Source organism: Paenibacillus sp. FSL K6-1566 (assembly GCF_038050475.1).
GTDB classification, from domain to species: domain Bacteria; phylum Bacillota; class Bacilli; order Paenibacillales; family Paenibacillaceae; genus Paenibacillus_AQ; species Paenibacillus_AQ lactis.
Genome location: NZ_JBBOSR010000001.1, coordinates 5798351 through 5817494, shown reverse-complemented (window position 1 = coordinate 5817494; position 19144 = coordinate 5798351). Strand labels below are relative to the sequence as shown.

The following is a 19144-nucleotide window of genomic DNA, read 5'->3' as shown; positions in this document are numbered from 1 at the left end:
GAGCAAACAATGCCTAAAGTAGCACTTTATAATGTCAGCGGTAGCCAAGTTGGCGAAGTAGAATTGAACGAAGCAGTATTCGGTATCGAGCCGAACGTGCATGTTATGCACAGCGCAGTATTGCTGCAGCGCGCTTCCCTTCGTCGTGGTACGCATAAAGTAAAAGGACGTTCTGAAGTACGCGGCGGCGGACGTAAGCCTTGGAAACAAAAAGGCACCGGCCGTGCTCGTCAAGGTTCGATCCGCGCACCACAATGGAAAGGCGGCGGAACGGTATTCGGACCAACTCCGCGCAGCTATACATTCAAACTTCCTAAGAAGGTTCGTCGTCTGGCGATCAAATCCGCTTTGTCTTCCAAAGTGAACGACAACGCAATTATCGTATTGGATCAATTGACGCTGAATGCGCCAAAAACGAAAGAGTTTGCTAATATCTTGAGCAATCTTAAGGTAGGACGTAAAGCTCTGATCGTTGCTCCTAGCTACGATGATAATGTTGCCCTTTCCGCTCGTAACATCCCAGGTGTGAAGTTCGTAGCGGCTGATGGCATTAATGTTCTTGACGTACTGTCGTACGATCAACTGATCATTACGAAAGAAGCAGTTCAGAAGGTAGAGGAGGTGCTCGCGTAATGAAAGACCCTCGCGATATAATCAAGCGCCCGGTGATCACGGAACGTACGGCTGACTACATGGCAGAGCTGAAATATGCTTTCGAAGTTGACATTCGTGCGAACAAGACCGAGATCAAGCAAGCTGTTGAATCTATTTTTAAAGTTAAAGTTTCGAGTGTGAATACGATGCGTGTTCCTGCGAAGCCGAAGCGTTATGGCCGTTATTCCGGTTACACAACCGAATGGAAGAAAGCTATTGTAACGCTGACAGCGGACAGCAAGCCGCTCGAGTTCTTTGAATCGGTTGAATAAGAAAACTGCTAAGTAAGGAGGGAAAACACAGTGCCTATTAAAAAGTATAAACCGACATCCCCGGCTCGACGCAACATGTCCGTGTCGACTTTCGAAGAAATCACCACGAACAAGCCGGAGAAATCGCTCTTGGCGCCGCTGAGCAAAACAGCCGGCCGCAACAACCAAGGTAAAATTACGGTTCGTCACCATGGCGGCGGACACAAGCGTAAATACCGTATCATTGACTTCAAACGGAACAAAGACGGCATTCCAGGTCGCGTTGCTACGATTGAATACGACCCGAACCGTACTTCTAATATCGCGCTGATCCACTATGCAGATGGTGAGAAGCGTTATATCCTCGCTCCAAAAGGTCTGAAAGTCGGAGATCAAATCGTATCCGGCGTTGGTGCGGACATCAAAATCGGTAACGCTCTTCCATTGGAGAACATTCCGGTTGGTACCGTTATCCACAACATTGAATTGAAGCCAGGCAAAGGCGGACAATTAGTTCGTGCTGCTGGTACGGAAGCACAGCTTCTCGGTAAAGAAGAAAAGTACGTTACAGTACGTTTGTCTTCCGGTGAAGTTCGTCACATCCTGAAAACTTGCCGTGCAACCATCGGTTCTGTGGGTAACCAAGACCATGAGTTGATCAAGATCGGTAAAGCTGGACGCAGCCGCTGGCTCGGACAACGTCCTGAAGTACGAGGTGTCGTCATGAACCCTAACGATCACCCACACGGTGGTGGTGAAGGCCGCGCTCCAATCGGACGTAAATCGCCTATGTCTCCATGGGGTAAACCAACCCTTGGTGCCAAGACCCGTAAAAAAGGTAAAGCTTCTGACAAATATATCGTTCGCCGCCGCACGAAGTAATGCGCGAGAGTGCATCGCTTCGTGAGAGGCTTTGGATGGTAACGAGACAATTTGGTGAAGGGAGGATTTCTATATGAGCCGTAGTTTGAAAAAAGGACCTTTCGTCGACGGATACCTGCTCAAGAAAGTGGAGGAAATGAACAGCGCAAACAAGAAGGCTGTGATCAAAACTTGGTCCCGCCGCTCCACTATTTTCCCGCAATTTATCGGTCACACGTTCGGTGTATATGATGGCCGCAAGCATGTACCTGTATATGTAACAGAGGACATGGTAGGACACAAGTTGGGTGAGTTTGCTCCAACTCGTACTTACAAAGGTCACGAAGACGATAAGAAAACGAGAAGATAATTATCGAAGCTCTTTGTTTGAGAGGAGGTTAAACAATGGAAGCAAAAGCACATGCAAGAATGGTACGGATTGCTCCTCGTAAAGCTCAACTCGTTGTTGACTTGATTCGCGGCAAGCAAGTCGGTGAAGCCATCGCAATTCTGCGTCACACTCCAAAGGCTGCGTCTCCAGTAGTTGAGAAGCTGCTCAACTCGGCGATCGCGAATGCTGAGCACAACTATTCCTTGGACGTTAACAAGCTGGTGGTAACCGAGGCGTATGTTAACCAAGGACCGACAATGAAACGTTTCCGCCCGCGTGCAATGGGACGTGCAAGCCGGATTAATAAACGCACCAGCCACATTACTTTGGTGGTAGCTGAAAAATAAGGAGGGAAAACGTGTGGGCCAAAAGGTAAATCCAGTAGGACTCCGTATCGGTATTATCCGTGACTGGGAATCCAAATGGTATGCAGGCAAAGATTTCGGTGATCTTTTGCTGGAAGACGTAAAAATCCGTGAATACCTGAAGAATAAATTGAAAGACTCCGCTGTATCCCGTATTGAAATCGAGAGAGCAGCGAATCGTGTGAACGTAACGATCCACACTGCGAAGCCAGGCATGGTTATCGGTAAGGGTGGTTCCGAAGTTGAAGTTCTGCGCGGTCAAGTAACGAAGATCGCCGGCGGCAAAAAAGTTCACATCAACATTTCTGAAATCAAGAACCCTGAACTGGACGCAATTCTTGTTGCTGAAAGCATTGCACAACAGCTGGAACGTCGTGTATCCTTCCGTCGTGCGCTGAAGCAAGCAATTCAAAGAACAATGCGTGCCGGAGCGAAAGGGATTAAAACATCGGTCAGCGGACGTCTTGGCGGAGCCGAGATTGCTCGTACAGAAGGCTACAGTGAAGGAACTGTTCCACTTCATACGCTTCGTGCAGACATCGACTATGGTACAGCAGAAGCGCATACGACTTACGGCCGTATCGGCGTGAAAGTATGGATCTATCGTGGAGAGGTTCTTCCTACGGCTAAGAAACAAGCTGCTCAGGAAGGAGGCAACTAATCATGTTGGTACCAAAACGTGTAAAACACCGCAAACAACAGCGCGGCCATATGAGAGGTCAAGCTAAAGGCGGTACTGAACTGAACTTCGGCGAATTCGGTCTGCAAGCAATGGAGCCAGGCTGGATCACGAACCGTCAGATCGAAGCTGCGCGTATCGCGATGACTCGTTACATTCGCCGCGGCGGTAAAGTATGGATCAAGATTTTCCCAGATAAGCCGATCACTCAAAAGCCTCTCGAGGTCCGGATGGGTAGCGGTAAAGGTAACGTTGAGAAATGGGTTGCCGTAGTTAAACCAGGCAAGATCATGTTTGAACTTGGAGGCGTGTCCGAGGAAATCGCCCGCGAAGCGATGCGTCTCGCCGCTCACAAGCTGCCTGTGAAAACGAAGTTTGTGAAACGAGAAGAAGTGGGTGGTGAAGCAAATGAAAGCTAATGAACTGCGCAACTTAACCACTGCAGAAATCGAGCAAAAAATCGCCGGATTTAAAGAAGAACTCTTTAACCTCCGTTTTCAATTGGCTACGGGCCAGCTTGATAATCCAACTCGGATCCGTGACGTTCGCAAAGAAATAGCTCGTGCTAAAACCGTTATCCGTGAAAGAGAACTTGGGATTAGTTAATGAGACAGGCGAAAGGTCGTCTGTATTCAGGAAGGAGGCTAACAAATGAGCGAAGAACGCAATGCTCGTAAAGTGCAAATCGGTAAAGTTGTCAGCGACAAAATGGATAAGACCATTGTTGTAGCTGTTGAAACTTATAAGAAGCATGACTTGTACCACAAGCGCATTAAATACACGAAAAAATTTAAAGCGCATGATGAGAACAATGAAGCTCAAATCGGAGATACCGTTAAAATCATGGAAACTCGCCCTCTCTCCAAAGACAAGCGCTGGAGACTGGTTGAAGTGGTAGAAAAAGCGGTTATCATCTAAGAAAATGATCAGTTTTCGATGGAAGGAGGACATTTAAATGATTCAACCATTTACTCGTTTGGCTGTTGCTGACAACTCCGGTGCGAAGGAACTGATGTGTATCCGCGTATTGGGTGGTACTGGTCGCCGTACAGCTCAAATCGGTGATTTGATCGTATGCTCCGTCAAACAAGCAACACCAGGCGGCGTTGTCAAAAAAGGTGATGTAGTTAGAGCAGTAGTTGTCCGCACGAAGCGTTCCGTACGCCGTAAAGACGGTTCTTACATCTCTTTTGACGAGAATGCAGCAGTTGTTGTTAAAGACGACAGAAGCCCACGCGGAACTCGTATTTTCGGACCAGTTGCTCGCGAACTTCGCGAAAGAGACTACATGAAAATCGTTTCCTTGGCTCCGGAAGTAATCTAATAACCCGAAAAGCGGTGCTTATCGGCTTAGCGGGTACCCGATAAATCGATGAACTGGCTAGTCATAGGAGGTGTAACGAATGCCTAAAGCAAAAAAGGTTCTGGAATCCCACAACAATAAATTGCACGTGAAAAAAGATGATACGGTTATCGTCATCAGCGGTAAGGATAAAGGCAAAAAAGGCCGTGTTATCGCAGCATATCCTCGTGAAAACCGCGTTCTGGTTGAAGGTGTGAACATGATCAAGAAGCACCAAAAGCCGAACCAAATGAACCCTCAAGGCGGTATCATCGAGAAGGAAGCTCCGATCCATGTATCGAACGTTATGCACGTTGATCCGAAGAGCGGAAAAGTAACCCGTATCGGTTACAAAGTACTGGACAACGGCAAGAAGGTTCGCGTAGCGAAGAGATCCGGAGAAGTTATCGATAAATAAGACGGTTTAGAAAGGAGGTCCTTGAATCATGGCAGCAAGAATGAAAGAACGTTTTTTGAATGAAGTAACTCCTGCTCTGATGCAGAAGTTTAGCTATAAAACAGTAATGCAGGTACCAAAAATCGAGAAGGTTGTCATCAACATGGGTGTAGGTGACGCTGTAGCAAACTCGAAGGTGCTTGATTCCGCTGTAAACGACATGCAGCTGATTGCTGGTCAAAAACCGGTTATCACCCGTGCTAAGAAATCCATCGCGGGCTTCAAACTGCGTGAGAACATGCCGATCGGTGTGAAGGTGACATTGCGCGGTGAGCGTATGTACTACTTCCTCGACAAGCTGTTCAACGTTACACTCCCACGTGTACGTGACTTCCAGGGCGTGTCCACCAAAGCATTTGACGGACGCGGCAACTATACGCTCGGTCTGAAAGAGCAGCTCATTTTCCCTGAAATTGAGTATGACAAAGTGGATAAGGTTCGCGGTATGGATATCGTTATCGTAACGACAGCTAAAACCGATGAAGAGTCCCGTGAATTGCTTGCTCAACTGGGCATGCCATTTGCAAAATAAGACGGTTGTCCTTTTCTCCGAAACTATTTAGGAGGTGTCAGGCTAAGTGGCAAAAACTTCGATGAAAGTTAAACAACAACGCACACCAAAGTTCAAAGTTCGGGCATACACCCGTTGTGAGCGTTGCGGTCGTCCACATTCGGTACTGCAGAAGTTTAAAATTTGCAGAATTTGTTTCCGTGAATTAGCTTATAAAGGCCAGATTCCTGGCGTGAAAAAAGCAAGCTGGTAAGAAGTTTATAACCGGGAAGGAGGTTTATCCTACATGACTATGTCCGATCCAATTGCAGATATGCTTACTCGTATTCGTAACGCGAACACTGTTCGTCACGAAACCGTAGAAATGCCTGCTTCGACGATTAAGAAACAAATCGCTGACATCTTGAAGCGTGAAGGCTTCATCCGTGATGCGGAGTTTGTTGAAGACAATAAACAAGGGATCATTCGTGTATTCCTGAAATATGGCTCCAACAACGAGCGCGTAATCACAGGTCTGAAAAGAATCAGCAAGCCAGGTCTCCGCGTATATACAAAGAGCAACGAAGTACCTCGTGTACTTGGTGGTTTGGGTATCGCGATCATCTCCACATCTAAGGGAGTTATGACCGACAAAGAAGCTCGTCAAGCCAAAGCCGGCGGAGAAGTTCTCTGCTACGTATGGTAATCAACGTCACAAGATAGGAGGTGCAATGAATGTCCCGTATTGGTCGTAAACCAATCGCTATCCCTAGCGGTGTCGAGGTTAAACTCGATAACAATGTAATTACGGTAAAAGGACCGAAAGGTACTTTGACTCGCGAGCTGCATAAAGACATGCAGATCTCTGTAGAAAACAACGAAATCAATGTTGTTCGTCCATCCGACAACAAACTGCATCGTTCTCTTCACGGCACGACCCGCAGCGTTGTCTCGAATATGGTCAACGGCGTAACTGAAGGATTCTCGAAAAACCTTGAGCTCGTCGGCGTCGGATACCGTGCAAGCAAATCCGGTGATAAAATCGTACTGAACGTGGGTTACTCCCACCCAGTTGAAATCACGCCGGAAGCAGGCATCGAGTTCGAAGTGGCTTCCAACACAAAAATTACGGTACGCGGTATCGATAAAGAGCGCGTAGGTGCATACGCTGCTAAGATTCGTTCCGTACGCGAGCCTGAGCCATACAAAGGCAAAGGGATTAAATACGAAGGTGAACGCATTATCCGTAAGGAAGGTAAGGCTGGTAAGAAGAAATAAGGTAGCTTAAGCGTTTGGCGATGGCCAAAGCCGATAGCTAACCTGTTCTTCCTTACTTACCCGATGCGTCTAAAAGTGAAGCTGTTAAGGCAAAACTGAAGGGAGTGAAAGGGAAGCATGATCACGAAACAAGACAAGAACAAAGCTCGCTTGAAGAGACACCTGCGTGTCCGCAAGAAAATTCAAGGAACTGCTGAGCGTCCTCGTCTGAATGTGTTCCGTTCTTCGAAACACATCTACGCTCAACTGATCGACGATGTTGCCGGCGTAACTTTGGCATCGGCTTCTACGCTTGATAAAGAATTGAGCAGCGACATCCAAAACGGCGGTAACGTAGAATCCGCTCGTAAGGTTGGCGAACTCGTTGCAAAACGTGCTGCGGAGAAAGGATACAAGTCTGTTGTATTCGACCGCGGAGGATACTTGTACCATGGACGTATTCAAGCTCTTGCAGAAGCAGCTCGCGAAGCAGGCCTTGAATTCTAAGATAACTTCAAAAGGAGGTAAACGACTTGCGTGTAGATCCTAACACTTTAGAACTGACTGAAAGAGTTGTAAATATTAACCGCGTTGCTAAGGTTGTTAAAGGCGGACGCCGTTTCAGCTTTAGTGCACTGGTAGTTGTCGGTGATGGCAAAGGTTGGGTAGGAGCAGGTATCGGTAAAGCAGGCGAAGTACCGGATGCAATCCGCAAAGGTATCGAAGATGCTAAGAAAAACCTGATCCACGTTCCACTCGTTGGAACTACCATTCCTCACCTTGTGCAAGGTCACTTCGGAGCAGGCAAAGTATTGTTGAAGCCGGCATCCGAAGGTACTGGGGTTATCGCCGGCGGTCCGGTTCGTGCCGTGCTCGAGCTGGCTGGCGTAGGCGACATTTTGACAAAATCTCTAGGTTCTTCGAACTCCATGAACATGGTCAATGCGACTTTGGAGGGCTTGTCCCGCCTGAAGCGTGCTGAAGATGTTGCCAAGCTTCGCGGCAAATCCGTCGAAGAGCTGTTGGGTTAAGGAGGGAATCTCATGGCTAAACTTGAAATCACCCTCGTACGCAGCGTGATTGGACGTCCAGAGGATCAGCGTGCAACCGTGAAGACGCTCGGACTTCGTAAAATCAACCATTCCGTGGTTCAAAACGACAATCCTGCGATTCGCGGAATGATCAAGAAAGTAAATCACCTGGTTTCTGTTAAAGAAATCGAAGGTTAATCCCGGGATAGGGATCCCGGACATATTAAGGAGGTGCAACGAACGATGAAGTTACATGAGCTGAGCCCAGCACCTGGTTCCCGCAAAGAGCGCAAGCGCGTTGGCCGCGGTACGAGCAGCGGTACGGGTAAAACATCAGGTCGCGGTCACAAAGGACAAAACGCTCGTTCCGGCGGTGGTGTGCGTCCAGGCTTTGAAGGCGGACAGAACCCGTTGTATCGTCGTCTTCCAAAGCGTGGTTTCGTAAACCCGACCCGCAAAGAGTACGCGATTGTGAACATCGAAGAGCTTAACAGCTTTGCAGCAGGTACTGAAGTGACTCCAGAAGTTTTGGTTGAGAGCGGTATTGTTAACAATACGAAGAGCGGAATCAAAATTCTTGGCAACGGTGAAGTTACCGTTTCTTTGACTGTAAAAGCTAATAAGTTTTCTCAATCTGCGGTAGAGAAGATCGAGGCTGCCGGCGGTAAAACCGAGGTGATCTAATGGTTAAGACCCTGAAAAATATATGGCGTGTCGAGGACCTAAGGAAACGGATATTGTTCACACTGTTCGTTCTGATCATTTTCCGTCTCGGATCGTTTGTACCGGTACCCGGTGTCAATAAAGAAGTCTTTACGCAGACGAATCAAGCAGGAAACGAATTGTTTGGTCTCCTTAACACGTTCTCGGGGGGCGCACTGTCGCAGTTTTCGATCTTTGCCCTCTCGATATTTCCATATATTACGTCGTCCATTATCGTTCAGCTGTTATCGATGGACGTCATTCCGAAGTTTACGGAATGGAACAAACAAGGGGAACACGGTAAGAAGCAGTTGGCTCAGATTACCCGTTATGGTACGGTAATATTGGGTCTCATTCAGGCCTTCGGGATGTCGATCGGTTTCAACCGTTTATATGGCGCCGAAATGGTTCCTGGAGCAACGTTCGTGGATTATCTCGTCATTGCAATCGTGCTTACCGCGGGTACCGCATTCCTGATGTGGCTCGGTGAGCAGATTACCGAACGGGGAATCGGCAACGGAATTTCGATTATTATCTTTGCAGGTATTGCTGCTGGAATCCCGATGCATATCCGGACTCTGGTCGAATCGAACTTCATTCAGGATAACCAAATCTTCCTGAATACGCTGAAGGGTGTCATCATCCTTCTGATTCTGATTCTGATCATTACGGGTGTTGTATTCATCCAGCAAGGGATCCGCAAGATTCCTGTACAATACGCGAAGCGTGTTGTAGGCAATAAAATGTACGGTGGACAGAACACGCACATTCCATTAAAGATTAACGCTGCAGGGGTTATCCCGGTAATCTTCGCGATGTCGCTGCTCCAGTTCCCGGTCATCCTGGCCAGCTTCTGGGCGCATATGGATTGGGCAAAATGGGTTACCAAGAATCTGGCGTATGACAGCCCGCTTGGAATGGTCCTCTATGTTCTCATGATCATTGGTTTCACTTTCTTCTACACATTCGTGCAGATGAACCCGAACCAAATGGCGGATAACATGAAGAAGAACGGCGGTTACGTGCCAGGCATCCGTCCTGGTAAGGCAACCGAGAAGTATCTGACACGGGTGATGACCCGTCTGACCATGACAGGAGCTCTGTTCCTGGCCGTGATCTCTGTGCTTCCAGTGTTCTTCGGGGCGCTTGCAGGACTTCCGCGTACGGTTCAGATCGGCGGAACCTCCTTGCTCATCGTTGTCGGTGTTGCACTGGATACGATGAAGCAAATCGAGAGCCAGCTGATCAAACGTCATTACAAAGGTTTTATCAATAAATAGGCGATAGGTTCCGGCGAGTAGGCTTTACTGCTTCCCGGCGCCTATTGTGTTGTTCTTGCTACTGGCAAGAGGAGGGAGTGACTTAAGTGAACATTTTATTCATGGGTCCTCCTGGGGCAGGAAAAGGAACGCAAGCAGAGCATATCGTGAATGAATTCGGTATCCCTCATATCTCGACCGGCGATGCATTTCGCCTCGCGATCAAGCAGGGCACTCCGGTTGGAGTGAAAGCGAAGGAGTACATCGATCAAGGCCTGCTGGTGCCTGATGATGTAACGATTGGTATCGTGGAAGAGCGATTGCAGCAGTCCGATTGCGAAAAAGGTTTCTTATTGGACGGTTTTCCAAGAACCCTTTCGCAAGCGGAAGCGCTGGATGACATTCTCTCCCGCATGAACACCAGTCTTGATCATGTCATCAACCTGAAAGTGGATCGGGATAAGCTTCTGGCACGCCTTACAGGCCGCCGGATTTGCAAGTCTTGCGGTTCGACTTATCATGTGATCTTTAATCCTCCTAAACAGGAAGGCATTTGTGATAAATGCGGCGGCGAATTGTATCAGCGCTCCGACGATAACGAAGAGAGCGTCGGCATTCGCTTGGACGAATATATCAACAAAACAGCACCACTCCTCACGTTTTATGAGAACAAAGGTCTTTTGCGTCAAATCGATGGTGATCAGGAAATCGACGCGGTTTCCGCACAAATTGCGTCTTTACTGCGAGGTTAACGATAATGATCATTTGTAAATCCGAAGCGGAACTGAGCTTGATGAGAGAAGCAGGAAGAATTGTGGCGGAATGCCACAAGCTCCTTGCCGCTCATGTAGAACCGGGCATTACGACCGGGGAACTGGACCTTATGGCCGACAAGTTCATTCGAAGCCAAGGCGCTGTGCCATCTTTCAAAGGCTACAACGGATTTCCTTCCAGCATTTGCGCATCAGTCAATGAAGAATTGGTGCATGGATTTCCAGGCAAACGCAAATTAATCGAAGGCGATATCGTAACGTTTGATATCGGTGCGCAGTACGAGGGTTACCATGGTGACTCGGCATGGACCTACGGGGTCGGCGAAATCTCCGAAGACGCCCAGCGTCTGCTGGACGTAACGGAAGGCTCGCTCTATGCCGGACTCGCGCTTGTCAAACCGGATGTCCGCTTGTTTACAATCTCTCACGCCATCCAGCGCTATATCGAGGATGCAGGCTTTTCTGTCGTCCGGGAATACGTCGGTCATGGTGTGGGTACAGAACTGCATGAGGATCCGCAAATTCCGAATTACGGCGTACCCGACCGGGGGCCAAGGCTCAAGCCGGGCATGGTGCTTGCGATTGAACCGATGGTTAACGCCGGAAAACGGCATGTTAAGACGCTGGAAGACAACTGGACGGTAGTAACGGTCGATGGCTCCCTGTGCGCTCACTTCGAGCATACGGTAGCGGTGACGCCGGACGGTATGGAAATTTTGACGAAGCTGCCGGAATAGGTGATGAACTTGAACAAGGAAGTCACGATGCAAGTCGGCCAGATTGTTAAAGTGCTGAAGGGCAGAGATGCCGGACAGTATGCCGTTATCGTTTCGATGGAGGATTCCAGGTTCGCATGGATCGCGGATGGGGACAAACGGAAGTTTGACGGAGCGAAGAAGAAGAATGTTCTTCATCTGGAGCCCCAGCCCTTCATTAGCAGTGAAGTTGTAAACAGTTTGCAAGAAAGCGGTCGGGTCACAAACGGAAAGCTGCGGTTTGCCGTAAGCCGGTTTGTATCCGATAAATCCAAGGCTGATCAGAAAGGAGACTAATTGTGGCTAAAGAAGATGTCATTGAAGTCGAAGGAACGGTTATTGAACCGTTGCCGAATGCTACCTTTAGAGTCGAGCTGGAGAATGGTCATCAAATTCTCGCTCATGTTTCCGGAAAGTTGCGGATGCACTTTATCCGTATTCTTACAGGAGACAAAGTGGTTGTTCAACTCTCGCCGTACGATTTGACCAAAGGTCGCATCACGTACCGTAAATAGATTTTCGGTTCCCCTGGGGAATCAAAGAGCTGCGAAGCGGTTTTACAGATGTAAAACTCAGCAGCGGCTACAAACGTCCGTTTAGTTACGAAGCTGGTTTTACAACGTAAAACTTGGAGGAGGTAATTAGCATGAAGGTAAGACCTTCTGTAAAGCCTATTTGCGAAAAATGCAAAGTCATTCGCCGCAAAGGGAACGTAATGGTTATCTGTGAAAATCCGAAGCACAAACAAAAACAAGGTTAAAGAAGGGGGTGTAGCGTAAAATGGCTCGTATAGCTGGTGTGGATTTGCCACGTGACAAACGCGTTGAGATCGCCTTGACTTACATTTTCGGAATCGGTAAAACGACTTCCCAGAAAGTTCTGAAGGAAACTGGCATCAATCCGGACACTCGTGTTCGTGATTTGACAGAAGATGAAGTCAGCAAATTGCGCGAAACGATCGACAAAATGGTTAAGGTAGAGGGTGACCTGCGTCGTGAAATTTCCTTAAATATTAAACGTCTTACGGAGATTGGCTGCTACCGCGGTATTCGTCACCGTCGCGGCTTGCCTGTTCGTGGACAACGTACAAAAACCAATGCTCGTACACGCAAAGGTCCTCGTCGTACCGTAGCGAACAAGAAGAAATAAGAAAGGGGGATAACAGACAATGGCTAAACCAAAAAAAGTCGTACGTACTAAACGTCGTGACCGCAAAAATATTGAAAGTGGCGTGGCTCATATCCGTTCCACGTTCAACAATACGATCGTAACGATTACGGATCCTCACGGAAACGCGATTTCTTGGGCAAGCTCCGGCGGCCTTGGATTTAAAGGCTCCCGTAAGTCGACCCCGTTCGCTGCGCAAATGGCTGCTGAAACAGCTGCCAAAGCGGCTATGGAGCACGGTATGAAATCGGTGGAAGTAATGGTTAAAGGTCCTGGCGCTGGTCGTGAAGCAGCGATTCGTTCCCTGCAAGCAGCTGGCCTTGAAGTCAACCTGATCAAAGACGTTACACCAATTCCGCATAACGGATGCCGCCCACCAAAACGTCGTCGCGTATAATGAAGTCATCCTGTTAGTGTGGTATAAAACTAGTGCAATCTGCTAAGAATGGTTGTTTAGGCATACTACTACATGGATTACTGGATAAGATGACAGTTTCATATAGGAGCGACGTTTGAAGGAGGGGTACTTGCGTGATTGAAATCGAAAAGCCGAAAATTGAGACCGTTGATGTCAATGAAGAAGGAACCTATGGGAAATTCGTAGTGGAACCGCTGGAGCGCGGTTACGGCACAACGCTGGGGAATTCACTTCGCCGCATTCTGCTGTCCTCGCTCCCGGGCGCTGCGGTTACATCGATTCAAATCGATGGCGTACTGCATGAATTTTCCACGATTCCGGGTGTCATGGAAGACGTGACCGAAATCATTCTGAACCTGAAAGCTTTGTCGCTCAAGATTCATTCCGACGAAGAAAAAGTGTTCGAGATTGATGCGGAGGGTGAAGGGGTTGTTACCGCTGGTGACATTCGCGCGGATAGCGATGTGGAGATTCTGAATCCGGATCTTCATATTGCAACGCTCGGCCCTGGTGCAAGACTTCATATGCGTATTTTTGCTAGTCGCGGTCGTGGCTATGTCCAGGCGGATCGGAACAAACGCGATGACCAGCCTATCGGCGTCATTCCCGTCGATTCGATCTATACTCCGATTAGCCGTGTTAATTACGGCGTGGAAAATACGCGTGTTGGTCAAGTAACCAACTACGACAAATTGACGCTTGAAATCTGGACGGATGGAAGCATTCGGCCGGAGGAGGCTGTAAGCCTCGGCGCCAAAATCTTGACGGAGCATCTGTTCCTCTTCGTGGGTCTGACTGACGAAGCGAAGGACGCAGAGATCATGGTTGAGAAGGAAGAAGACAAGAAAGAAAAAGTGCTTGAAATGACGATCGAGGAGCTGGATCTTTCCGTTCGTTCCTACAACTGCTTGAAGCGTGCCGGCATTAATACGGTACAAGAGCTGACCACGAAAACCGAAGAGGATATGATGAAAGTCCGGAACCTCGGACGCAAATCCTTGGAGGAAGTACAAGAGAAGCTCGAAGAGCTTGGCCTGGGACTTCGTACGGAAGATTAAGCTTTCAATCGGCTTAGCTTAGCAAAGGAGGGAATAACAGATGGCATACCAAAAGTTGGGCCGCGATTCCAGTGCGCGTAAAGCGTTGTTCCGTGACCTGGTAACCGACCTTTTCTTATATGAGCGCATTCAAACGACAGAAGCGAAAGCGAAAGAAGTTCGTTCGATCGCTGAGAAGCTGATCACGCGGGCAAAGAAGGGTGATCTTCATGCTCGTCGTCAAGTAGCTGCATTCGTACGTCGTGAGACGGTGGATGGCGAACAGGACGCAATTCAAAAACTGTTCTCCGAAATCGCACCTCGTTACGCAGAGCGTCCAGGCGGATACACTCGTATCCTGAAGCTGGGTCCTCGTCGTGGTGACGCAGCTCCAATGGTTTACTTGGAACTGGTGGATCGCGCGTAAGATTGTTTTCATGAAGTGACTGTAGTTATGTATGCCCGGCTCTACGCATGTTTATTCGCCCTGCGAATACGGGGTAGAGCCAGCAGGGGACGTGGTACGAGATCTAGTCGAGCATTCGATGGTTCGACTCGTCTCGACTGCCCCATGGGCAATGATAACGGGGACCTTCTAGTCATGCGGCTGACTCGAAGGGTTTTAGCCAAGCATGATGAAAAGGAGCTCCTTTGGGGCTCTTTTTTTGATCATCAAGAACGTCTACACCGCTCTGAAGGGGAATGGATCCGATCGGATGCCGGCACCTTAGCGTAATGGGGATCGTGTAGTAGACGGCAAGCATTACAGGAGGGCAGCATGCGGAATCTTCTGATGAAAGTCAGTTACGACGGTACCGATTATAACGGCTTTCAAACCCAGCCGGGTGGCCACACGATTCAGGATTATTTGGAGGAGGCTATTCACCGCTTATCCGGTGAGCAGTTGAAAATCACAGCATCGGGACGGACGGATGCCGGCGTGCATGCGCGCGGTCAGGTGTTTAATTTTTACACGGCTTCCCCAATCCCGCTGGAGCGTTGGTGCATGGCCTTAAATACCTGGCTGCCGGAAGATATCGTGGTCACGGAAGCGATGGAGGTGCCGGAGGATTTCCATTCCCGCCGCGCAGCCAAGCGTAAAACGTACCGCTATACGATCAATGCGAACCAGTTCCCTGATATTTTTAACCGCAGATACCAGATCCATCATTACGGGAAGCTGGATATCGAAGCCATGCGGCAGGGACTTTCTCATCTGATCGGGACGCATGATTACACGACGTTTGCATCACGCAAGTCGACGAAGCCGTCCCATGTACGTACGATATTCGACGCCTGGATCGAGACGGATACGTCGATGTGCCGACCGGGCACGAAAGATCAAGGAATCATTCATACGTATTTGACCGGCAACGGCTTCCTTCAGCATATGGTCCGGATTATTATGGGGACGCTGATCGAAGTGGGTGAAGGCAGACGCCATCCGGATGATATGCGGGTGATTCTGGAAGCCAAAAACCGGGCAGCAGCCGGGCCTACCGCCATGAGCAAAGGTCTGATGCTGTGGGAAGTGGAATATGATATCCCCTCGATAGCGGAGACTCCATCCATTCAAACGACCTGAACACGCTGTGCTTCAGTTAGTAGACGGGTGGGAGCCGCTGCAAGCGAGGCTCTCATACAGAGTGGCTAGAACGGTTCTTGACGTGTTTGGCGACTTGTTCGAGTAAAGCGGGAAGCATAACCTGGAAAGCCTAAAAAACACTTGCGTAAGCAGGTTGAATCCTGTATTATATTAGTTGTGTTTTCTTAACGGCTCTCCCACAGCCCCGGTTAAGAAGATGCCACAGAATGACGTAACACGAAGCTACAACATGAACATGCATTACACATGAACGAAGATAAATGATGATAATGAAATGATTTTCGGACGAATACAAGGAGGAACTATACATGCGTACCACCTATATGGCGAAGCCAAATGAAGTTGAGCGCAAATGGTACATCGTTGATGCCGAAGGCAAGACGCTTGGCCGTTTGGCAAGTGAAGTTGCGGCTCTGATCCGCGGCAAACATAAGCCTCAATTTACTCCACATGTTGACACAGGGGATTTCGTAATTGTTATCAATTCCGAGAAAATCCGCCTCACTGGCAAGAAGATGGAGAACAAGAAGTACTATCGTCACTCCCTGCATCCAGGTGGATTGAAAGTAACTGCAGCTCAAGACCTGATTGCAAAATTCCCGGAACGCGTGATCGAAAGCGCAGTTCACGGTATGCTTCCTAAAACTCGCATGGGCGAGAAAATGAAGCTGAGACTGAAAGCATATGCAGGCACAGCACATCCACATGAAGCACAAAAACCAGAAGTTTACGAACTTCGCGGTTAATTAAAAAGGAGGACAGTTTCATGGCTCAAGTACAATACTATGGGACAGGTCGTCGTAAGCACTCGGTAGCACGTGTACGCCTCGTACCGGGTGAAGGACGCATTGTCATCAATAAACGTGATATTAATGAATACTTCGGTTTGGAAACCCTCAAACTGATCGTTAAACAACCTTTGAATCTGACAGAAACAGCTGGTAAGTATGACGTGCTCGTTATCGCTCATGGCGGCGGTATTTCCGGTCAAGCCGGCGCGATCCGTCACGGCATCTCCCGTGCTCTTCTGAAAGCAGATCCGGAACTTCGCGGTTCGCTGAAAAAAGCTGGATTCCTGACTCGCGACCCTCGTATGAAAGAACGTAAGAAATACGGTCTTAAAGCAGCTCGTCGCGCACCTCAGTTCTCCAAGCGTTAATTTACAGCATCCAAGAGTCCTTGGCCAATTATGGTCAAGGGCTTTTTTGCGTTTGGGGATAAGTGCCGGCAATGATGGAAACCATAAGCCGTTTATGCACAGCGGATTCAGCGTATCAAGAGAATCAGGAGGAAATTCCGCATCAAATAAAAGGCCCTTATGCACAATATGTGCACAGCCTGTGAAAAAACGCTGGTGTTGTCTATGACAAATGATATAGCCCCACTTGACTCCATATGTAAATAGCGTTATATTATTTATTGTCGTTTAATTAACAACTTAAATAATTAATATTTAATCATTAATTAGATAAGTAATTGGAAAGGAGGATACGGATGGATCGGAACGAAGAGCTTTTTCAGGTGTCGTCCATGTTCCGTGCCCTGCTCAAGAACATTTCGCAGGATTGGAACAAGACGAGTGCGGGGAAATACAATTTAACCTTTCCGCAATTTCAAGTCCTGTACGTATTGAAGATGCGGGGCCCGCAGAAAGTTTCCGAGCTTGCGGAAGCTCTGTCGCTGACGCCGCCGGCGATTACGGGGCTGACGGACAAATTATTCGCCGAAGGGTATGTTCAGAAGGAGCGCGCAGAGGATGACCGCCGAGTCGTCAATATTACGATTCTGGATGCGGGCTTGGAGATGATACAGAAGGTCAAGCGCGACCAGAAAGAAATGATACAGGGCTTCTTCGACGTACTGTCCGAAGAAGATATACAGCATTTGAAACGGATTTTCTCATTAATGCTGTCCAATATAGACCAACACAAGGGGTAGGGGTGGAAAAAGAATATGGAGCACTTAACGCTTAAACGCAAAATATCCATCATGATCGCAATCATGGCCGCGATGTTTTTCGCTGCAATCAACCAGACGATTACAAGCACGGCGATGCCGCGCATTATCGCGATCTTGGATGGAATGGATTATTATACGTGGACGATTAACATCTACTTATTAACCTCCACGATTGCGACCATTCTGGTCGGTAAGCTGTCCGACATGTTCGGACGGAAGCCGTTTATACTTATTGGGATATTGTTTTTCATGCTGGGTGCCTTTTTAACGGGTACCTCGACGGATGTGTACCAATTTATCATTTACCGTGGTATTCAGGGTATCGGTGCAGGCATTATCCAGTCTACGGCATTCACGGCGGTCGGCGACTTGTTCGCACCGCGTGAACGGGGCAAATGGATGGGGCTGATGACGGCTGTATTCGGATTTTCGAGCGTGCTCGGGCCGACGCTAGGCGGTTATCTGGTCGACCATATCGAATGGCGCTGGCTGTTCTGGATTTTCCTCCCGCTGGGCATTGTTGCTTTCATCATGATATTGTCGCTGTTTCCGAAGGTGGATCGCAAGAAGGGGCAGTCGATCGACTATTTGGGCTCCTTGTTCCTGACAACATCGATCGTTCCGCTGCTGCTGGCTTTCTCTTGGGCAGGGACCGAATATCCATGGGGATCGTCGCAGATCATCGGATTAATCGCGGCTTCCATCGTATCGGCTATCATCTTTATCCTTATTGAGATGAAAGTGAAGGAGCCGATCCTTCCGCTTAGCCTGTTTAAGAACAGCGTCGTGACCATTTCCAATCTGATCGGATTCATTATGAACTTCGGTTTGATGGGAGCCATGATTTATATTTCCTTCTATGTGCAAGGCGTGCTGGGGATATCGCCGACCTATGCAGGTTATGTGACCATTCCGATGTCCGTCTTCATGATGGGCATGAGCGCCGTCGTCGGCCAGCTGATCGCCAAGAGCGGCAAGTACAAGCGCTATGCGCTGATCGGTGTGCCGATTATGATCGTCGGTATGGGAATCATGGTAGTTATGGATAACCTCTGGCTGACGGTCATCAGTACGATTATCTTCGGCCTCGGCCTTGGGCTCGGTATGCCGGTCTTCTCCTTGGCAACGCAAAACGCAGTTCCTCACAAGGAGCTTGGCGTGGTGACGGCTTCCTCCCAATTGTTCCGTAACCTGGGGGGGACTATCGGGATCGCGGTTATGGGTACGGTCATGTCCAACAGCTTGACCAAAAACCTGAAGGAGGCGCTGCAATCGCCGCAGGCCCCTGATTTCAGCTCGCTTGATCCGCAGATGGCGCAGCAAATGCTGTCTTTTGCGAATCCGCAGACGCTGATGAACAAACCGTTGATTGAGCAGACGCAAGCGAATCTTCCTGCCGATGTACAGCCGCTCTTCATGCAGATGATCGACAGCATCCGCGATGCGCTGGGCAACACGCTGTCCATGGTATTCCTGACAGGAGCCCTCGTGCTTGTCATTGCGCTCTTGCTGGTGTTCTTCTTGAAGGAAGTGCCGCTGCGTACCAGCAACCAAGGACCTGCTCCTCAGCAGGGCGACAAGCCGTCCGCAGACGGCCTTGGAAAAACGAATATCAAAGCTGCCGAGCCATCTTTGGCAGCGGATTAAGCCGTCACTCTTCGAGCATATGGAACCTCCAAATGTTCAATAA

The 19144-nt window shown here is 48.8% G+C and carries 34 protein-coding genes; all 34 read left to right on the top strand.

Going from position 1 to position 19144, the window contains the following annotated elements; all coding sequences use genetic code 11:
- Positions 1-9 precede the first annotated feature (9 nt).
- The 34 genes from rplD to NST08_RS26105 all read left to right on the top strand — a co-directional run bounded on the left by rplD (position 10) and on the right by NST08_RS26105 (position 19101).
- Entirely contained in the window at positions 10-633 is a 624-nt protein-coding gene (gene rplD / locus NST08_RS26270) for a 50S ribosomal protein L4 (protein WP_007132568.1), read from the top strand.
- Positions 633-926: a 50S ribosomal protein L23 gene (rplW, locus tag NST08_RS26265; protein WP_007132567.1), complete on the top strand. Its 294-nt coding sequence runs from the start codon at positions 633-635 to the stop codon at positions 924-926. Before rplD ends, rplW begins: the two co-directional genes overlap by 1 nt.
- A 30-nt stretch (positions 927-956) precedes the next feature.
- Positions 957-1787: a 50S ribosomal protein L2 gene (rplB, locus tag NST08_RS26260; RefSeq protein WP_007132566.1), complete on the top strand. Its 831-nt coding sequence runs from the start codon at positions 957-959 to the stop codon at positions 1785-1787.
- A 73-nt stretch (positions 1788-1860) separates the two neighbouring features.
- Entirely contained in the window at positions 1861-2136 is a 276-nt protein-coding gene (gene rpsS / locus NST08_RS26255) for a 30S ribosomal protein S19 (RefSeq protein WP_007132565.1), read from the top strand.
- Positions 2137-2171: 35 nt separating this feature from the next.
- The gene (rplV, locus tag NST08_RS26250; protein ID WP_007132564.1) at positions 2172-2504 is read left to right on the top strand and encodes a 50S ribosomal protein L22; all 333 of its coding nucleotides are present in this window, start codon (positions 2172-2174) and stop codon (positions 2502-2504) included.
- Between the two features lie 13 nt (positions 2505-2517).
- Positions 2518-3183, top strand: coding sequence for a 30S ribosomal protein S3 (rpsC, locus tag NST08_RS26245; RefSeq protein WP_007132563.1), 666 nt, complete (start codon positions 2518-2520; stop codon positions 3181-3183).
- Between the two features lie 2 nt (positions 3184-3185).
- Positions 3186-3620 carry a 50S ribosomal protein L16 gene (gene rplP, locus NST08_RS26240; RefSeq protein ID WP_007132562.1) on the top strand — a complete coding sequence of 145 codons (435 nt, stop codon included), beginning with the start codon at positions 3186-3188 and terminating at the stop codon, positions 3618-3620.
- Positions 3610-3807, top strand: coding sequence for a 50S ribosomal protein L29 (gene rpmC, locus NST08_RS26235; protein WP_007132561.1), 198 nt, complete (start codon positions 3610-3612; stop codon positions 3805-3807). Before rplP ends, rpmC begins: the two co-directional genes overlap by 11 nt.
- A gap of 45 nt (positions 3808-3852) precedes the next feature.
- The gene (rpsQ, locus tag NST08_RS26230; RefSeq protein WP_007132560.1) at positions 3853-4119 is read left to right on the top strand and encodes a 30S ribosomal protein S17; all 267 of its coding nucleotides are present in this window, start codon (positions 3853-3855) and stop codon (positions 4117-4119) included.
- Positions 4120-4156: 37 nt separating this feature from the next.
- Complete coding sequence (rplN, locus tag NST08_RS26225) at positions 4157-4525, top strand: 50S ribosomal protein L14 (RefSeq protein ID WP_006212911.1); 369 nt, start codon at positions 4157-4159, stop codon at positions 4523-4525.
- Between the two features lie 79 nt (positions 4526-4604).
- Positions 4605-4961 carry a 50S ribosomal protein L24 gene (gene rplX / locus NST08_RS26220; protein ID WP_007132559.1) on the top strand — a complete coding sequence of 119 codons (357 nt, stop codon included), beginning with the start codon at positions 4605-4607 and terminating at the stop codon, positions 4959-4961.
- Positions 4962-4989: 28 nt separating this feature from the next.
- Entirely contained in the window at positions 4990-5532 is a 543-nt protein-coding gene (gene rplE / locus NST08_RS26215; RefSeq protein WP_007132558.1) for a 50S ribosomal protein L5, read from the top strand.
- A 46-nt stretch (positions 5533-5578) separates the two neighbouring features.
- Positions 5579-5764 carry a type Z 30S ribosomal protein S14 gene (locus NST08_RS26210; RefSeq protein WP_013312154.1) on the top strand — a complete coding sequence of 62 codons (186 nt, stop codon included), beginning with the start codon at positions 5579-5581 and terminating at the stop codon, positions 5762-5764.
- A 33-nt stretch (positions 5765-5797) separates the two neighbouring features.
- Positions 5798-6196: a 30S ribosomal protein S8 gene (gene rpsH, locus NST08_RS26205; RefSeq protein WP_007132557.1), complete on the top strand. Its 399-nt coding sequence runs from the start codon at positions 5798-5800 to the stop codon at positions 6194-6196.
- Positions 6197-6225: 29 nt separating this feature from the next.
- Positions 6226-6768: a 50S ribosomal protein L6 gene (gene rplF / locus NST08_RS26200; RefSeq protein ID WP_007132556.1), complete on the top strand. Its 543-nt coding sequence runs from the start codon at positions 6226-6228 to the stop codon at positions 6766-6768.
- 117 nt (positions 6769-6885) lie between these two features.
- Positions 6886-7254, top strand: coding sequence for a 50S ribosomal protein L18 (gene rplR / locus NST08_RS26195; protein ID WP_007132555.1), 369 nt, complete (start codon positions 6886-6888; stop codon positions 7252-7254).
- Between the two features lie 26 nt (positions 7255-7280).
- A complete protein-coding gene (gene rpsE, locus NST08_RS26190; RefSeq protein WP_007132554.1) occupies positions 7281-7778 on the top strand; it encodes a 30S ribosomal protein S5 in 498 nt (165 codons plus the stop codon).
- 12 nt (positions 7779-7790) lie between these two features.
- A complete protein-coding gene (gene rpmD / locus NST08_RS26185; RefSeq protein ID WP_007132553.1) occupies positions 7791-7976 on the top strand; it encodes a 50S ribosomal protein L30 in 186 nt (61 codons plus the stop codon).
- A gap of 45 nt (positions 7977-8021) precedes the next feature.
- Positions 8022-8462 (top strand): 50S ribosomal protein L15, encoded by a 441-nt coding sequence (gene rplO, locus NST08_RS26180; RefSeq protein ID WP_007132552.1) that lies wholly within the window; start codon positions 8022-8024, stop codon positions 8460-8462.
- Entirely contained in the window at positions 8462-9760 is a 1299-nt protein-coding gene (gene secY, locus NST08_RS26175) for a preprotein translocase subunit SecY (protein WP_007132551.1), read from the top strand. The genes rplO and secY overlap by 1 nt, the downstream gene beginning before the upstream one ends.
- A gap of 86 nt (positions 9761-9846) precedes the next feature.
- Positions 9847-10491, top strand: a complete 645-nt coding sequence (locus tag NST08_RS26170) for an adenylate kinase (RefSeq protein ID WP_007132550.1) — start codon at positions 9847-9849, stop codon at positions 10489-10491.
- A 5-nt stretch (positions 10492-10496) separates the two neighbouring features.
- Positions 10497-11249 (top strand): type I methionyl aminopeptidase, encoded by a 753-nt coding sequence (gene map / locus NST08_RS26165; RefSeq protein WP_007132549.1) that lies wholly within the window; start codon positions 10497-10499, stop codon positions 11247-11249.
- 9 nt (positions 11250-11258) lie between these two features.
- Positions 11259-11564, top strand: coding sequence for a KOW domain-containing RNA-binding protein (locus NST08_RS26160; protein WP_028406460.1), 306 nt, complete (start codon positions 11259-11261; stop codon positions 11562-11564).
- A gap of 2 nt (positions 11565-11566) precedes the next feature.
- Complete coding sequence (infA, locus tag NST08_RS26155; RefSeq protein WP_007132547.1) at positions 11567-11782, top strand: translation initiation factor IF-1; 216 nt, start codon at positions 11567-11569, stop codon at positions 11780-11782.
- Between the two features lie 131 nt (positions 11783-11913).
- Positions 11914-12027 carry a 50S ribosomal protein L36 gene (rpmJ, locus tag NST08_RS26150; RefSeq protein ID WP_003333770.1) on the top strand — a complete coding sequence of 38 codons (114 nt, stop codon included), beginning with the start codon at positions 11914-11916 and terminating at the stop codon, positions 12025-12027.
- A 20-nt stretch (positions 12028-12047) separates the two neighbouring features.
- Complete coding sequence (gene rpsM / locus NST08_RS26145; RefSeq protein WP_007132546.1) at positions 12048-12416, top strand: 30S ribosomal protein S13; 369 nt, start codon at positions 12048-12050, stop codon at positions 12414-12416.
- Positions 12417-12435: 19 nt separating this feature from the next.
- A complete protein-coding gene (gene rpsK / locus NST08_RS26140; protein WP_007132545.1) occupies positions 12436-12831 on the top strand; it encodes a 30S ribosomal protein S11 in 396 nt (131 codons plus the stop codon).
- Positions 12832-12965: 134 nt separating this feature from the next.
- Complete coding sequence (locus tag NST08_RS26135) at positions 12966-13910, top strand: DNA-directed RNA polymerase subunit alpha (RefSeq protein ID WP_007132544.1); 945 nt, start codon at positions 12966-12968, stop codon at positions 13908-13910.
- Positions 13911-13950: 40 nt separating this feature from the next.
- Entirely contained in the window at positions 13951-14316 is a 366-nt protein-coding gene (rplQ, locus tag NST08_RS26130) for a 50S ribosomal protein L17 (protein WP_007132543.1), read from the top strand.
- Positions 14317-14667: 351 nt separating this feature from the next.
- Entirely contained in the window at positions 14668-15474 is an 807-nt protein-coding gene (gene truA, locus NST08_RS26125; RefSeq protein WP_007132542.1) for a tRNA pseudouridine(38-40) synthase TruA, read from the top strand.
- 329 nt (positions 15475-15803) lie between these two features.
- Positions 15804-16241 (top strand): 50S ribosomal protein L13, encoded by a 438-nt coding sequence (gene rplM, locus NST08_RS26120; protein ID WP_007132541.1) that lies wholly within the window; start codon positions 15804-15806, stop codon positions 16239-16241.
- 20 nt (positions 16242-16261) lie between these two features.
- Complete coding sequence (rpsI, locus tag NST08_RS26115) at positions 16262-16654, top strand: 30S ribosomal protein S9 (RefSeq protein WP_007132540.1); 393 nt, start codon at positions 16262-16264, stop codon at positions 16652-16654.
- A gap of 335 nt (positions 16655-16989) precedes the next feature.
- Positions 16990-17433, top strand: a complete 444-nt coding sequence (locus NST08_RS26110; protein WP_144870398.1) for a MarR family winged helix-turn-helix transcriptional regulator — start codon at positions 16990-16992, stop codon at positions 17431-17433.
- A gap of 15 nt (positions 17434-17448) precedes the next feature.
- Positions 17449-19101, top strand: coding sequence for an MDR family MFS transporter (locus tag NST08_RS26105; protein WP_007132538.1), 1653 nt, complete (start codon positions 17449-17451; stop codon positions 19099-19101).
- Positions 19102-19144 lie beyond the last annotated feature (43 nt).